The organism is Burkholderia sp. AW33-5 (genome assembly GCF_053427615.1).
Genome location: NZ_JBSAXA010000002.1, coordinates 241,214 through 255,840, shown reverse-complemented (window position 1 = coordinate 255,840; position 14,627 = coordinate 241,214). Strand labels below are relative to the sequence as shown.

Here is a 14,627-nt window from a genome sequence, read left to right as displayed (position 1 = left end):
GCCGCGCGCATCCAGCGTTGGGCCCCGCAAACGGCTTCCATCATACCATCGCGCGTGCGCCGTCCCGCCCGTCGCCGGGTTTGCCCGATGCCGGCGCGGCACGATGGACCCGGCTCGACAGCAGCGTCGCCAGCACGATGCATGCGCCGCCCGCCCATTCGCGCGCCGTCGGCAGTTCGTTCGCGAACACCCACGCGGACAGCGCGGTGATCACGATCTCAAACAGCATGATGATCGACGCGCGGTTCGCCGGCACGCGCGCGAGGCCATATTGCACGAGCAGGTTGTTCGCCGCCATCGTCACGCCGATCGCGGCGACGATCAGCACGGCGACGCCGAGCTGGCCGCCCGCCGGCGCGGCCGGCAGCCCCTCGAACAGCGATGCGATCGCGCCGAAGACCGCCGCGCCGCCGAACAGCGTCGCCGTGCGCATTTCGGCGCGCATGTCCGGCAGCTCGCGGCTCGCCTTGATCACGAGCACGTTGCTCATCGCGAAACTCAGGCCGGCCGCGAGCCCCGCCCATTCCGCCGGATTGGCCGGCAGCGGCATGCCGAGCTTCGGCGACCACAGCATCAGCATCGCGCCGCCGATCGACAGCGCCGCAAGCCCCACGCCGGCCCAGGTCAGCCGCTCGCGCAGCAGGAAATGCGCGTAGATCGCGGTCCAGGCAGGCGTCAGATAGAACAGCAGCATCACGCGCAGCACTTCGCCGTGGATCGTGCCCCACACGAAGCCCAGGTTCGTCACGCCCGCCGTGATCGCGATGCCCGGCAGCACCCAGTGCCAGCGCAGCGTGGCGATCGTGCGGTGCCGCACGACCACCACGAACAGGAACGCAACGGCGCTCGTCAGCGCGCTCGCCAGCGTGCCGGTGAGCCCGAGCGACGCGAGGATCCGCAGCGGATACCAGATCAGGCCCCATACCGACGCGCCGATCAGGATGGCCAGCGTCGGCAGGCTGCCGCGTACCGCGTTGTTCATTTGGTTCGATACCCTTTATTCGACCGGCCCGGCCGCCGTTCCGGCGGGCCGTGACCGCATTGCATCACGCTATAATCGTCCGTTGCGACCCGCGCGCCGTCGGCGCCCGCTCGCAGCCGTGCGGCACCCGCGCCGCCCCTTTCGCTCCAACCGGCCGCGATGGCCGCTTCGCCCGTGAACCCTCGACTCGACTCGCTCCAGCCCTATCCCTTCGAAAAGCTGCGCGCCCTGTTCAAGGACGTGACGCCCTCCGCCGGCCTGAAACCGATCAGCTTCGGCATCGGCGAGCCCAAGCACCCGACTCCGGCGCTGATCCGCGACGCCGTGGTGGCTTCGCTCGACGGCCTCGCGTCATATCCGGCCACGGCCGGCTCGGACGCGCTGCGCACGTCGATCGCGCACTGGCTGGAGCGCCGCTACGGGCTGCCGGCGATCGACCCGGCCACGCAGGTACTGCCCGTGTCGGGGTCGCGCGAGGCGCTGTTCTCGCTCGCGCAGACGGTGATCGACGCGCGCCCGACCGCGGACGGCAAGAAAGCGATCGTACTCTGTCCGAATCCGTTCTATCAAATTTACGAAGGCGCGGCGCTCCTGGCCGGTGCCGAACCCTATTTCGCGAACAGCGACCCGGCGCGCAACTTCGCGTGCGACTACGCGGCCGTGCCCGATGAAGTCTGGGCGCGCACCCAGCTGCTGTACGTGTGCTCGCCGGGCAACCCGACGGGCGCCGTGCTGACGCTCGACGACTGGCGCGAGCTGTTCGCGCTGTCCGACCGCCACGGCTTCGTGATCGCATCCGACGAGTGCTATTCGGAGATCTACTTCGACGAAGCGGCACCGCCGCTCGGCGGCCTCGAGGCCGCGCACCGCCTCGGTCGCGGCTTCGAGCGGCTCGTGATGCTGTCGAGCCTGTCGAAGCGCTCGAACGTGCCGGGCATGCGCTCGGGCTTCGTCGCCGGCGACGCCGCGCTGCTGAAGAAATTCCTGCTCTACCGCACGTACCACGGCGCCGCGCTGTCGCCGGTCTGGCAGCACGCGAGCATCGCCGCGTGGAACGACGAGGCGCACGTGCGCGAGAACCGCGCGCTGTACCTGCAGAAGTTCAGCACGGTCACGCCGATGCTGGCCGACGTGATCGACGTGAAGCTGCCCGACGCCGCGTTCTACCTGTGGGCCAATGTCGCGCGCACCGGCCTGTCGGATACCGAGTTCGCCCGCCGCCTGTACGCCGACTATAATGTGACGGTTCTGCCCGGCTCGTATCTGGCGCGCGATGCGCACGGCACGAATCCGGGCCGCGATTTCATCCGGATCGCGCTCGTCGCGGGCACCCCCGAATGCGTCGAGGGCGCGCAACGCATCGTCGATTTCTGCCGGGCTCTCGCGCGGTAAGACGTCCATCCCGATCAATTCCATTCATCTCCTGCGAAAACGAACATGTCGCAACAACTTCAGCAAATCATCGATACCGCCTGGGAAAACCGCGCCGAGCTGTCGCCGAAGGCCGCGCCCGCCGACGTCCGCGAAGCCGTCGCTCATGCGATCGAGCAACTCGACAAGGGTGCACTGCGCGTCGCCGAGAAGATCGACGGCAACTGGACCGTGCACCAGTGGCTGAAGAAGGCCGTGCTGCTGTCGTTCCGCCTGGAGGACAACGCACCGATGCCGGCCGGCGGCTACTCGCAGTTCTACGACAAGGTGCCGTCGAAGTTCGCGAACTACACGGCCGAAGACTTCGCCGCGGGCGGCTTCCGCGTCGTGCCGCCGGCCATCGCGCGCCGCGGCTCGTTCATCGCGAAGAACGTCGTGCTGATGCCGTCGTACACCAACATCGGCGCGTACGTCGACGAAGGCACGATGGTCGACACGTGGGCCACGGTCGGCTCGTGCGCGCAGATCGGCAAGAACGTGCACCTGTCGGGCGGCGTCGGCATCGGCGGCGTGCTCGAGCCGCTGCAGGCGAACCCCGTCATCATCGAAGACAACTGCTTCATCGGCGCGCGCTCGGAAGTCGTCGAAGGCGTGATCGTCGAGGAGAACTCGGTGATCTCGATGGGCGTGTACCTCGGCCAGAGCACGAAGATCTACGATCGCGAAACGGGTGAAGTCAGCTACGGCCGCATCCCGGCCGGCTCGGTCGTCGTCGCCGGCAACCTGCCGTCGAAGGACGGCTCGCACAGCCTGTACTGCGCGGTGATCGTGAAGAAGGTCGACGCGAAGACCCGCGCGAAGGTCGGCCTGAACGAGCTGCTGCGAGGCGACTGATGGCCAAGCCGCGCACCGTGGTCGTCTACGGCATTCCGAACTGCGACACCGTGAAGAAGGCCCGCGTGTGGCTCGACGATCACGGCGTCGAGTTCGAGTTTCACGACTTCAAGAAGCTCGGCGTCAGCGCACCGCTCGTCGAGGACTGGCTGAAGGACGTGTCGCTCGACGCGCTCGTGAACAAGCGCGGCACGACGTGGCGCGGCCTGGACGACGCCATGAAGGCGGCCGCGGAAACGAAGTCCGGCGCGGTCGCGCTGATGATCCACAAGCCGTCGGTCATCAAGCGCCCCGTGCTCGTCGTCAACGGCCGCGTGAAATCGCTCGGTTTCGTGGCCGATCAGTACGCGGCGCTGTTTGCCGCCTAGGGCCGCCCGCGCTGCGCACGCGCCGCGCACGACGCCCCATCGCTGCCGGCCACCGCGCCGGCATTTTTTATCGAAAGTGGTCCGAACCATGTCCGCCACCCTAGCCCTTACCGAACAGCTGATCGCCCGCGCGTCCGTCACGCCCGACGACCAGCATTGCCAGCAGATCATGACCGAGCGCCTCGCCGTGCTCGGCTTCGAATGCGAGACCGTCGCGTCGCACGGCGTGACCAACCTGTGGGCCGTCAAGCGCGGCACCGACGGCCGCGACGGCAAGCTGCTCGCGTTCGCGGGCCACACCGACGTCGTACCGACCGGCCCGCTCGAGCAGTGGACTTCGCCGCCGTTCATTCCCGCGCATCGCGACGGCAAGCTGTACGGCCGCGGTGCGGCCGACATGAAGACGTCGCTCGCGGCGTTCGTCGTCGCCTCCGAGGAATTCGTCGCGGCCCACCCCGGCCATCGCGGCGCGATCGCGTTCCTGATCACGAGTGACGAGGAAGGACCGGCCACCGACGGCACCGTGAAGGTCGTCGATCTGCTCGAAGCACGCGGCGAACGCCTCGACTACTGCATCGTCGGCGAACCGACGTCGACCGCCGAACTCGGCGACGTCGTGAAGAACGGCCGCCGCGGCTCGATGTCGGGCGAACTGATCGTCAAGGGCGTGCAGGGCCACATTGCATACCCGCACCTCGCGAAGAACCCGATCCACCTGCTCGCGCCGGCGCTCGCCGAGCTCGCCGCCGAACAGTGGGACGAAGGCAACGAATACTTCCCGCCGACCACCTGGCAGGTGTCGAACCTGCATGCGGGCACCGGCGCGACCAACGTGATCCCCGGCCACGCGGACCTGATGTTCAACTTCCGCTTTTCGACGGCGAGCACCGTCGAGGGCTTGCAGGCACGCGTGCATGCGATCCTCGACAAGCACGGCCTCGAATACACGTTGAAGTGGTCGGTGAGCGGCCTGCCGTTCCTCACGCCGCGCGGCGACCTGTCGAACGCGCTCGAGAACGCGATCCGCGCCGAAACCGGCCTCACGACCGAACTGTCGACGACGGGCGGCACGTCCGACGGGCGCTTCATCGCGCGCATCTGCCCACAGGTGATCGAGTTCGGTCCGCCGAACGGCAGCATCCACAAGATCGACGAACACATCGACGTGCGCTTCGTCGACCCGCTGAAGAACGTGTACCGCCGCGTGCTCGAACAACTGATTGCCTGACGGAGCCTCGCATGACGACACCTTTTGCAACCGTTCGCGACCTGCTGCGCTATGCGGTCACGCGCTTCTCGAAGGCGAAGCTCGCGTTCGGCCACGGCTCGGACAACGCGTACGACGAAGCCGCCTATCTCGTGCTGCGCACGCTCGACCTTCCGCTCGACACGCTCGAGCCGTTCCTCGATGCTCGCCTGCTGCCCGACGAAATCGCGGCAGTGCTCGCGGTGATCGAACGACGCGCGACCGACCGCGTGCCGGCCGCCTATCTCACGCATGAAGCGTGGATGCACGGCCACCGCTTCTACGTCGACGAGCGCGTGATCGTGCCGCGCTCGTTCATCGGCGAGCTGCTCGACGACGGGCTGCAGCCGTATGTCGCCGATCCCGAACAGGTCGGCGCGGTGCTCGAGCTGTGCACCGGCTCCGGCTGCCTCGCGATCCTCGCGGCCAGCGCGTTCCCGAATGCCGAGATCGACGCGGTCGACCTGTCCGAGAAGGCGCTCGAAGTCGCCAGGATCAACGTGCACGACTATGGTCTCGACGATCGCATCACGCTGCATCACGGCGACCTCTACGCGCCGCTGCCCGCGTTCCGCGCCGAGCCCGACACGCGCTACGACGTGATCCTGACGAATCCGCCGTACGTGAACGCAACGTCGATGGCGGCCCTCCCGCCCGAATACCGGCACGAGCCGGAGATGGCGCTCGCGGGCGGCGACGACGGCATGGACATCGTGCGACGCATCATCGGGCAAGCACACAAGTGGCTGCACGACGACGGCGTGCTCGTCGTCGAGATCGGCAACGAGCGCGAGCACGTCGAAGCCGCGTTCGGCGGCCTCGAGCTCACGTGGCTGCCCACCAGCGCGGGTGACGACGCCGTGTTCCTGATCCAGGCGTCGGACCTGCCGCGCAAGGCCTGACGGCGCGCCACGACCGAACCGTGCGGTACGGCACACCGCTGTCCCGCACGGTTGGGTAAGATGCGCGTAAGCGGCTGTCGCGCCGCACGACTTCAGGAGTCCGTCACGCGCCCATGACCCTCGACTGGTTACACCTCGGCACCCTGATCCTGGCCATCCACGTGCTCGGGATCATTGCGGCGTGTCACGCGATCTTGAACACGCGCACGTCGCAAGGCGCGATCGCGTGGGCGGTATCGCTCGCCGCGATGCCATACCTGACGCTCATTCCCTATCTGTTCCTCGGCCGCAGCAAGTTCTCCGGCTACGTCGACGCGCGGCGCCACGAGATGGAAGCGCTGCGCACGCACACGCCGCGCGCGCCGTGGCCCGATGCGAACGCAACCGACGGGCCGGCCGCCGACGCGATCGGCCGGGCCGCCGTGCTCGCGCTTACGCGGCTGGGCGGAATGCCGTTCGTCGGCGGCAATGCGGTGCGCACGCTCGTGAACGGCGACGCGACCTTCTCGGCGATCCTGTCGGCGATCGACGCCGCGCGCGACTACGTAATCGTCCAGTTCTTCATCGTGCGCGACGACGCGCTCGGCCAGATGCTGAGCGACGCGCTGCTCGCCCGCGCGGCGGCCGGCGTGCGCTGCTACCTGCTGTACGACAGCATCGGCAGCTTCGACCTGCCGCACAGCTACGTCGACACGCTGCGCCGCGGCGGCGTCGAGGTCCATCCGTTCGCGACCCACCGCAAGTTCGTCAACCGCTTCCAGCTCAACTTCCGCAACCATCGCAAGATCGTCGTCGTCGACGGCAATCGCGCGTTCGTCGGCGGCCTCAACGTCGGCGTCGAATATCTCGGCGCGAACCGGCGCCTGTCGCCGTGGCGCGACACCCATATCGAGATCCGCGGCCCGGTGGTGGCCAGCATTCAGTACGTGTTCGCCGAAGACTGGCACTGGGCCACGCAGACGCTGCCGGCGCTCGCCACACCGCCGGAGGCGCTGCCCGACGACGCGATGCATTGCCTCGCCGTGCCGATGGGGCCGGCCGACAAACAGGAAACCGGCTCGCTGTTCTTCGTCGAGGCGATCAACGCCGCGCGCGAACGGATCTGGATCACGACGCCGTATCTCGTACCCGACGAAGCGGTGATCGCCGCGCTGAAGCTCGCGGTGATGCGCGGCGTCGACGTGCGCATCCTGATCCCGAGCCGGCGCGACCACTACGTCGTGTTCGAGGCGTCCAGGCTCTATGCGCGCGATCTCGTCGACGCGGGCGTCAAGGTGTTCCGCTACCGGCCCGGCTTCCTGCACCAGAAGGTCGTGCTGATCGACCGTGTCGCCGCCGCGATCGGCAGCGCGAATCTCGACAACCGCTCGTTCCGGCTCAACTTCGAAATCATGGTGCTGACCGTCGATCGCACGTTCGCCGACGAGGTCGAGGCCATGCTCGACGCCGATTTCTCACTGGCCTACGAAGTCGATGCGAACGAGTATCGGCACTCGCCCGCGTGGCGACGCATCGCGATGCACGTCGCGCGCCTGTTCGCGCCAATCCTGTAGCGGCCGCGCGAGCGCCGGACGTGCGCCGCTCGAATGACGGCACACGCTTTCGCGGGATTCGGCTCGGCGCCGCGGCCACTGCCCGCTCGGTCCGAACGGCCCGCCCGCCGCTTCTCGGGGTTACAACAGCTTGTCGATATCCGCGGCGATGTCCTCGGGCTTCGTCGACGGCGCATAGCGCTTGACGATCCGCCCGTCACGGTCGATCAGGAATTTCGTGAAATTCCACTTGATCGCCTTGAGGCCGAGGATGCCGGGCGCCTCGTCGGTCAGGTAGCGGTACAACGGATGCGCGTGGTCGCCCTTCACATCGATCTTCGCGAACATCGGGAACGTGACGCCGTAATTGCGCTCGCAGAACGCGCCGATCTGCGCGGCGTCGCCCGGCTCCTGCTTGCCGAATTGGTTGCACGGGAAGCCGAGCACGAAGAAACCGCGCGCCGCGTACTGGTCGTACAGCTTCTGCAGGCCCGCATACTGCGGCGTGAAACCGCACTCGCTCGCGGTATTGACGATCAGCAGCACCTTGCCGCGGTACGCATCGAGCGACGCCGGCTCACCGGCGAGCGTCTCTGCGCTGAACGAATACAGGGTGGACATCGGGCACTCCTTTTACGAAACCGGATCGAGGTGGAGTCTAGGCCAAATCGCGCCGTTGCGGCATCTGCCGAACGGCCGATATCCGGGGCGACGCGCGCGCAGTCTAGAATAGCGGTTTTGGCCAGTCATTCCCGCCGTGATCCGTTTCAATCAGTTCAGCCTTGCGCGCGGCACCAAGCCGCTGTTCGAGTCGGCCTCGTTCGTGCTCAATCCCGGCGAAAAGGCCGGCCTGATCGGCGCGAACGGCGCCGGCAAATCGACGCTGTTCTCGGTCCTGCGCGGCGAGCTGCATTCCGACGCCGGCGATTTCGCGATGCCGCCGTCGTGGCGGATCGCCCACGTGTCGCAGGAAACGCCCGCCGTCGACCGCTCGGCGCTCGACTACACGCTCGACGGCGACACCGCGCTGCGCGAGATCGAAGCGCGCATCGCCGCGGCCTCGGCCGCGCATGACGGCGCGGCCGAGGCCGACGCACATGCGGCCTTCGCCGACGCCGACGGCTATACCGCACCGGCGCGCGCCGAAGCACTGCTGCTCGGCCTCGGCTTCACGCTCGCGCAGACGCGCGAATCGGTCGCCAGCTTCTCCGGCGGCTGGCGCATGCGGCTGAACCTCGCGCAGGCGCTGATGTGCCGCTCCGACCTGCTGCTGCTCGACGAACCGACCAACCACCTCGACCTCGACGCGATCGTCTGGCTCGAGGACTGGCTGCACCGCTACGCCGGCACGCTCGTCGTGATCTCGCACGACCGCGAATTCCTCGACTCGATCTGCAACGTCACGCTGCATCTGGAAAATCGCCAGGTGAAGCGCTACGGCGGCAATTATTCGCAATTCGAAGTGCTGCGCGCGCAACAACTGGCGCTGCAGCAAAGCGCATACGAAAAGCAGCAGAAGACGATCGAGCACCTGCAGAGCTTCGTCGACCGCTTCAAGGCCAAGGCGACCAAGGCCAAGCAGGCGCAAAGCCGGATGAAGGCGCTCGAGAAGATGGAGCTGATCGCGCCCGCGCACATCGCGTCGCCGTTCACCTTCGAGTTCCGCACGCCCGATGCCGCGCCGAATCCGATGATGGTGATGGAGGACGTCCGCTGCGGCTACCACGCCGACGACGGCACGGACATTCCGATCGTCGAACGCGTGGCGCTGTCGATCCAGAACGGCCAGCGCATCGGCCTGCTCGGCGCGAACGGCCAGGGCAAGTCGACGCTGATCAAGACGCTGGCCGGCACGCTCGCGCCGCTGTCGGGCCACGTGCGCGACGGCAAGGGGCTGACGATCGGCTATTTCGCGCAGCACCAGCTCGAAACGCTGCGCGAGGACGATTCGCCGCTCGCGCATCTCGCCCGGCTCGCCCCCGATACGCGCGAGCAGGAACTGCGCGATTTCCTCGGCGGCTTCAATTTCTCGGGCGACATGGCGACGAGCCCGGTCGGCCCGTTCTCGGGTGGCGAGAAAGCACGGCTCGCGCTCGCGCTGATCATCTGGCAGAAGCCGAACCTGCTGCTGCTCGACGAGCCGACCAACCACCTCGACCTCGAAACGCGTCACGCGCTGACGATGGCGCTCGCGCAGTTCGAAGGCACGCTGATCCTCGTCTCGCACGACCGCCACCTGCTGCGCGCGACCACCGACCAGTTCATGCTCGTCGCGAAACACCGTCTGCAGCCGTTCGACGGCGATCTCGACGATTACCGCGACTGGCTGCTGCAGCATGCGGCCGAGCAGCGCGCGGCCGCGAAGGCCGACAGCGCGGCGGCAGCGGGTGTAGATTCGGGCGTCAATCGCAAGGATCAGAAACGTCAGGCGGCCGAGGAGCGCCAGCGGCTGTCGCAGCTGAAGAAACCGCTGCAGAACCGCATCACGAAGCTCGAAAAGGAAATGGAAACATTGCACGCGGAGAAGGCGCGTCTCGACGCGTTCGTCGCCGATCCGGCGAGCTACGAGGCCGCGCGCAAGACGGAACTGACCGACGCGATCCGCACGCTCGGTGAGGTCAATACCCGGCTCGAAACGGTCGAGGCGGACTGGCTCGCCGTGCAGGAAGAGCTCGAGCAGATCGGCTGACCACGGCCCGGGGCGCCGTCGGCCGATCGCTTCATCGGCCACGCGCGGCATCCCCGGGATGCGTCAACGCCCGAAGCACCCGCCCGGCTGCACCGGGCCCGGAAACGACAAGGCCGGGCACTCAGGCCCGGCCTCTTCGTCATTGTCGCGTTCGCCGTTGTCGCGTCGGCCGTTCGTCGGCCCCGCCAGCCGCTCAACGCCGCGGCAACGTATCGCGCGGCATCTGCTCGTCGTCGTCCATCAGATGACGCCGCCCTTCGGTCGGCCGGCGGATCGCCGCAGCAACCTCCGCTTCCGTCACGTCCTCGGACACGACCCGGCGCGCGATGCGCCCTTCGTCGTCGATCCACTCGACGATCCGACATCCACCGCCCCACGGCTGAACGATCGGCTCCGACACGCGGCAGCCGCGCAGGTTGTAACTGCGTCCGCCCGGCGTTTCCCCATACTGTTTGAACATAGGTTCCCTTCGCATTGCGCGGTTCGACAATCCGGGAAAGGATAGGGAAAAGCGATGTCCGGCAGGTTACATCAGCCTACATATTCTTTACAACGAATTACGCGACAGATCGCGGCCGGCCGGCACGCGCGGGTGCCGGCCGCGCACGGTCATTCGAGATCGCGCACGCGGTCGATCGCCTGCTCGATCCGCTCGACGGCCATCACGTTCAGCCCTTCGATCGGCTGTTTCGGCGCATTCGCCTTCGGGATCAGCGCTGCGGTGAAACCAAGCTTCGCCGCCTCGCGCAGCCGTTCCTGGCCGCGCGGCGACGGCCGGATCTCGCCCGCCAGCCCCACTTCGCCGAATACGATCAGACCCTTCGGCAGCGCCTTGTTGCGCATCGACGAATGGATCGCGAGCAGCACCGCGAGGTCGGCGGCCGGTTCGGTGATCTTCACGCCGCCCACCGCGTTCAGAAACACGTCCTGATCGAAACACGCGATGCCCGCATGCCGGTGCAGCACCGCGAGCAGCATCGCGAGCCGGTTCTGCTCGAGGCCGACCGCGAGCCGGCGCGGGTTCGGCACGTGGGCCGTATCGACGAGCGCCTGGATTTCGACGAGCAGCGGGCGTGTGCCCTCCTGCGTGACGAGCACGCAGGAACCCGGCACGACCTGCTCGTGCTGCGACAGGAACAGCGCGGACGGATTAGCGACACCGCGCAGCCCGCGCTCGGTCATCGCGAACACGCCGAGTTCGTTGACCGCGCCGAAGCGGTTTTTGAACGCGCGCACGAGCCGGAACGACGAATGGGTGTCGCCTTCGAAGTACAGCACCGTGTCGACGATGTGCTCGAGCACGCGCGGGCCGGCGAGGTTGCCCTCCTTCGTCACGTGTCCGACCATGATGATCGCGGTGCCGGACTGCTTCGCGATGCGCGTGAGCTGCGCCGCGCACTCGCGCACCTGGGCCACCGAACCGGGCGCCGACGTCAGCGCTTCGGAATAGACGGTCTGGATCGAGTCGATGACGGCGACGTCCGGCCGTTCCACATCGATCGCGGCCTGGATCTTCTCGAGCTGGATTTCGGCGAGCAGCTTCAGCTCGGCCGCCGGTGCGCCGCCGTCGAGCAGCGCGAGCCGTTGCGCGCGCAACGCGATCTGCGCGGCCGATTCCTCGCCGCTGATATAGAGTGCACGGCGCTCGCTGGCGATGTCCGCGAGCGACTGCAGCAACAGCGTCGACTTGCCGATGCCCGGATCGCCGCCGATCAGCACGACGCCGCCCGGCACCAGCCCGCCGCCCAGCACGCGGTCGAATTCGCCGATGCCGGTGGAGAAGCGCGGCACGTCGGCCGCCTCGATGTCGACGAGCCGCTGCACGGGCGCCCGCTTCGCGAGCGACTGGAAGCGATGGGCGGCCGGCGACTCGGCGACCGATTCGACGAGCGTGTTCCAGGCCTGGCACGACGGGCATTGCCCCTGCCACTTCGGGGTTTGTCCGCCGCACTCGCTGCAGACGTAGACGGTTTTCTGTTTTGCCACGCGAGCTGCCCTTATTCCGCGCGCACCGGCACGCGGCCGGCGACCGCGCACATCAGTTCATAGCCGATGGTCCCGCAATGGCGCGCGACGTCGTCGATCGGCAGCGCGTCGCCCCACAGCTCGACCCGCGCGCCGACGCCGGCCTGCGGGCACGGCGTCAGGTCGACGGTAATCATGTCCATCGACACGCGGCCGACGATCCGCGTGCGGATGCCGTCGACGATCACCGGCGTGCCTTCGGGCGCGACGCGCGGATAGCCGTCCGCATAGCCGCACGCGACGACGCCGATGCGCATCTGCGCCTGCGCGGAGAACGTCGAGCCGTAGCCGATCGCCTGCCCCTTCGCGATCGTCTGCACGGCGATCAGCTCGGACGCGAGCGTCATCGCGGGCTTCAGGCCCGTGTCGGCGATGTCGGCCGACAGCCCCGACGGCGACGCGCCGTACAGCACGATCCCCGGGCGCACCCAGTCGAAGTGCGTATCCGGATGCCACAGCACGGCCGCGGAATTCGCGAGACTGCGCGCACCGGCAATGTTTTCCGCACCGCGCTCGAACGTCGCGAGCTGCTCGGCCACACCGCGCTCGTTGTCCGCGTCCGAAAAATGGGTCATCAACGTAATCTGGCCGATGCCGGGGCACGCGCGGGCGCGCTCCCACGCGGCGCGGTATTTCTCCGGCACGTAGCCGAGCCGGTTCATCCCGCTGTTCATCTTGAGGTGCACGTTGACGGGCTTCGACAACCGCGCCGTCTCAAGCATCCGCATCTGTTCGTCGTTGTGGACGGTGGTCGTGAGGCTGTAGCGGTCGATCACGTCGATGTCGGTCGAGCGGAAGAACCCTTCGAGCAGCAGGATCGGGCCGGCCCAGCCGAGCTCGCGCAGCTTCACGGCCTCGTCGAGGTCGAGCAGGCCGAAGCCGTCGGTGCCGCGCAGGCCGGGAAACACGCGCGCGAGACCGTGGCCGTACGCGTTGGCCTTGACGACCGCCCAGACCTTGGACGGGCCGGCAAATCGGCGGACGACGGAGAGATTGTTCGCGAGAGCGGCGGTATGGATGGTGGCGGAGATCGGGCGCGGCATGGGAAATTTACGTAAAGACGCTTGCGAATCATCAGCTTACCGCGCCTTTTGAGCACCGAAGCCGACAATTTGCGGAACGATCGGGGAATCTTGCTAGTCCGAATTGCCGTATTTTCGTGTTATAAAGCCGTGCGCACAACCCATTTCGAACGGAATAAGCCGATCGCATACTAGGCGGCCTACGCGGCCCTGCCGCAGCGACGAAAGCATCGCATCAGATGAAAAAAGGTTTTTACACCATCATGGCCGCGCAGTTTTTCTCGTCGTTGGCCGACAATGCGCTTCTCATCGCCGCCATCGCCCTGCTGAAAGACCTCCACGCCCCCAACTGGATGACACCGCTGCTCAAGCTGTTCTTCGTGTTGTCCTACGTGGTGCTGGCGGCGTATGTCGGTGCGTTCGCCGACTCGCGCCCGAAGGGCCGCGTGATGTTCATCACCAACTCGATCAAGGTGGTCGGCTGCCTGATCATGCTGTTCGGTGCTCATCCGCTGATCGCGTACGGGATCGTCGGCTTCGGCGCCGCGGCCTACTCGCCCGCGAAATACGGCATTCTGACCGAGCTGCTGCCGGCCGACAGGCTCGTCGCCGCGAACGGCTGGATCGAAGGCACGACCGTCAGCTCGATCATCCTCGGCACCGTGCTCGGCGGCGCGCTGATCAGCCCGCACATCGCGTCGCACGTGATCGCGCACACGCCAGCCTGGATCGCCACGCCCGCCGAAGCGGCGATGGTGATCATCATGGCGATCTACGTGATCGCCGCCATCTTCAACCTGCGGATCCCCGATACGGGCGCGCGCTACCCGAAGCAGGAGCGTGGCCCGGTCAAGCTCCTCACCGACTTCGCCGACTGCTTCATGGTGCTCTGGCGCGACAAGCTCGGCCAGATCTCGCTCGCGGTCACGACGCTGTTCTGGGGCGCCGGCGCGACCCTGCAGTTCATCGTGCTGAAGTGGGCCGAAGTCTCGCTCAACATGTCGCTGTCCGAAGGCGCGATCCTGCAGGCGGTGGTCGCGGTCGGTGTCGCGGGCGGCGCGATCGCCGCCGCCGCGCGGATCCCGCTGAAGAAGTCGCTCACCGTGCTGCCCGTCGGCATCATCATGGGCATCGCGGTCATGCTGATGGCGTTCTACACGCGCGACCTGTTCCCGTCGCACTGGGCCGTGCACTTCGGCCACCTGCGCCTGCCGGCGTACCTGATCGTCGCGTACATCTTCCTGATCTGCGTCGGCGCGCTGTCCGGCTACTTCGTGGTTCCGATGAACGCACTGCTGCAACATCGCGGCCACGTGCTGCTGTCGGCCGGCCACTCGATCGCGGTGCAGAATTTCAACGAGAACCTGTCGGTGCTCGTGATGCTGTGCCTGTATGCGGTGCTCGTCTGGCTCGACGTGCCGGTCGGCGTCGTGATCGTGCTGTTCGGCACGTTCGTGTGCCTGACGATGTGGCTCGTGATGCGCCGCCACCAGGCGAACCAGCGTCAGTTCGACTCGGTCGCGCTGATCGGCGAATCGCGGCACTGACGCTACACTTCCTGTTTCCGTCCGTCGGCGCCGGTCTTCGAACCGGCGC

At 67.3% G+C, this 14,627-nt stretch carries 13 protein-coding genes; 8 read left to right on the top strand and 5 right to left on the bottom strand.

Annotated features, from left to right (window positions below):
- Positions 1-40: 40 nt before the first annotated feature.
- Positions 41-982 carry a DMT family transporter gene (locus tag ACV22V_RS04675; protein WP_448013148.1) on the bottom strand — a complete coding sequence of 314 codons (942 nt, stop codon included), beginning with the start codon at positions 980-982 and terminating at the stop codon, positions 41-43.
- A 159-nt stretch (positions 983-1,141) separates the two neighbouring features.
- On the opposite strand from ACV22V_RS04675, the gene dapC reads away from it, so the two are divergent.
- The 6 genes from dapC to cls all read left to right on the top strand — a co-directional run bounded on the left by dapC (position 1,142) and on the right by cls (position 7,316).
- Positions 1,142-2,374: a succinyldiaminopimelate transaminase gene (gene dapC / locus ACV22V_RS04670; protein ID WP_448013147.1), complete on the top strand. Its 1,233-nt coding sequence runs from the start codon at positions 1,142-1,144 to the stop codon at positions 2,372-2,374.
- 45 nt (positions 2,375-2,419) lie between these two features.
- The gene (gene dapD / locus ACV22V_RS04665; RefSeq protein ID WP_006478479.1) at positions 2,420-3,247 is read left to right on the top strand and encodes a 2,3,4,5-tetrahydropyridine-2,6-dicarboxylate N-succinyltransferase; all 828 of its coding nucleotides are present in this window, start codon (positions 2,420-2,422) and stop codon (positions 3,245-3,247) included.
- The gene (locus ACV22V_RS04660) at positions 3,247-3,615 is read left to right on the top strand and encodes an ArsC family reductase (RefSeq protein WP_044847939.1); all 369 of its coding nucleotides are present in this window, start codon (positions 3,247-3,249) and stop codon (positions 3,613-3,615) included. Before dapD ends, ACV22V_RS04660 begins: the two co-directional genes overlap by 1 nt.
- An 88-nt stretch (positions 3,616-3,703) precedes the next feature.
- Positions 3,704-4,843, top strand: a complete 1,140-nt coding sequence (gene dapE / locus ACV22V_RS04655) for a succinyl-diaminopimelate desuccinylase (RefSeq protein ID WP_448013146.1) — start codon at positions 3,704-3,706, stop codon at positions 4,841-4,843.
- Positions 4,844-4,854: 11 nt separating this feature from the next.
- Positions 4,855-5,763, top strand: a complete 909-nt coding sequence (gene prmB, locus ACV22V_RS04650) for a 50S ribosomal protein L3 N(5)-glutamine methyltransferase (RefSeq protein ID WP_448013145.1) — start codon at positions 4,855-4,857, stop codon at positions 5,761-5,763.
- 113 nt (positions 5,764-5,876) lie between these two features.
- Positions 5,877-7,316 (top strand): cardiolipin synthase, encoded by a 1,440-nt coding sequence (gene cls, locus ACV22V_RS04645; protein ID WP_448013144.1) that lies wholly within the window; start codon positions 5,877-5,879, stop codon positions 7,314-7,316.
- A gap of 120 nt (positions 7,317-7,436) precedes the next feature.
- Here cls and ACV22V_RS04640 read toward each other — a convergent pair whose 3' ends face one another.
- Positions 7,437-7,916 (bottom strand): glutathione peroxidase, encoded by a 480-nt coding sequence (locus ACV22V_RS04640; protein WP_059529292.1) that lies wholly within the window; start codon positions 7,914-7,916, stop codon positions 7,437-7,439.
- Between the two features lie 136 nt (positions 7,917-8,052).
- Between ACV22V_RS04640 and ACV22V_RS04635 the strand changes: the two genes are divergently transcribed.
- Positions 8,053-9,984, top strand: coding sequence for an ATP-binding cassette domain-containing protein (locus ACV22V_RS04635; protein WP_448013143.1), 1,932 nt, complete (start codon positions 8,053-8,055; stop codon positions 9,982-9,984).
- Positions 9,985-10,177: 193 nt separating this feature from the next.
- On the opposite strand, the gene ACV22V_RS04630 is transcribed toward ACV22V_RS04635, so the two are convergent.
- The 3 genes from ACV22V_RS04630 to alr all read right to left on the bottom strand — a co-directional run bounded on the left by ACV22V_RS04630 (position 10,178) and on the right by alr (position 13,052).
- Entirely contained in the window at positions 10,178-10,444 is a 267-nt protein-coding gene (locus ACV22V_RS04630) for a DUF2866 domain-containing protein (protein ID WP_059529286.1), read from the bottom strand.
- Between the two features lie 149 nt (positions 10,445-10,593).
- Positions 10,594-11,970, bottom strand: a complete 1,377-nt coding sequence (gene radA, locus ACV22V_RS04625; protein ID WP_448013142.1) for a DNA repair protein RadA — start codon at positions 11,968-11,970, stop codon at positions 10,594-10,596.
- Positions 11,971-11,981: 11 nt separating this feature from the next.
- Positions 11,982-13,052 (bottom strand): alanine racemase, encoded by a 1,071-nt coding sequence (gene alr, locus ACV22V_RS04620; protein ID WP_059529283.1) that lies wholly within the window; start codon positions 13,050-13,052, stop codon positions 11,982-11,984.
- 218 nt (positions 13,053-13,270) lie between these two features.
- Here alr and lplT point away from each other — a divergent pair, with 218 nt between their 5' ends.
- Positions 13,271-14,578 carry a lysophospholipid transporter LplT gene (gene lplT, locus ACV22V_RS04615; protein ID WP_059529280.1) on the top strand — a complete coding sequence of 436 codons (1,308 nt, stop codon included), beginning with the start codon at positions 13,271-13,273 and terminating at the stop codon, positions 14,576-14,578.
- Positions 14,579-14,627 lie beyond the last annotated feature (49 nt).

What these genes read in the sequence shown, in the direction of transcription:
- ACV22V_RS04675 (WP_448013148.1), bottom strand. Translation starts at nt 982, where the DNA reads ATGAACAACGCGGTACGCGGCAGCCTGCCGACGCTGGCCATCCTGATC.
- dapC (WP_448013147.1), top strand. Translation starts at nt 1,142, where the DNA reads ATGGCCGCTTCGCCCGTGAACCCTCGACTCGACTCGCTCCAGCCCTAT.
- dapD (WP_006478479.1), top strand. Translation starts at nt 2,420, where the DNA reads ATGTCGCAACAACTTCAGCAAATCATCGATACCGCCTGGGAAAACCGC.
- ACV22V_RS04660 (WP_044847939.1), top strand. Translation starts at nt 3,247, where the DNA reads ATGGCCAAGCCGCGCACCGTGGTCGTCTACGGCATTCCGAACTGCGAC.
- dapE (WP_448013146.1), top strand. Translation starts at nt 3,704, where the DNA reads ATGTCCGCCACCCTAGCCCTTACCGAACAGCTGATCGCCCGCGCGTCC.
- prmB (WP_448013145.1), top strand. Translation starts at nt 4,855, where the DNA reads ATGACGACACCTTTTGCAACCGTTCGCGACCTGCTGCGCTATGCGGTC.
- cls (WP_448013144.1), top strand. Translation starts at nt 5,877, where the DNA reads ATGACCCTCGACTGGTTACACCTCGGCACCCTGATCCTGGCCATCCAC.
- ACV22V_RS04640 (WP_059529292.1), bottom strand. Translation starts at nt 7,916, where the DNA reads ATGTCCACCCTGTATTCGTTCAGCGCAGAGACGCTCGCCGGTGAGCCG.
- ACV22V_RS04630 (WP_059529286.1), bottom strand. Translation starts at nt 10,444, where the DNA reads ATGTTCAAACAGTATGGGGAAACGCCGGGCGGACGCAGTTACAACCTG.
- alr (WP_059529283.1), bottom strand. Translation starts at nt 13,052, where the DNA reads ATGCCGCGCCCGATCTCCGCCACCATCCATACCGCCGCTCTCGCGAAC.
- lplT (WP_059529280.1), top strand. Translation starts at nt 13,271, where the DNA reads ATGAAAAAAGGTTTTTACACCATCATGGCCGCGCAGTTTTTCTCGTCG.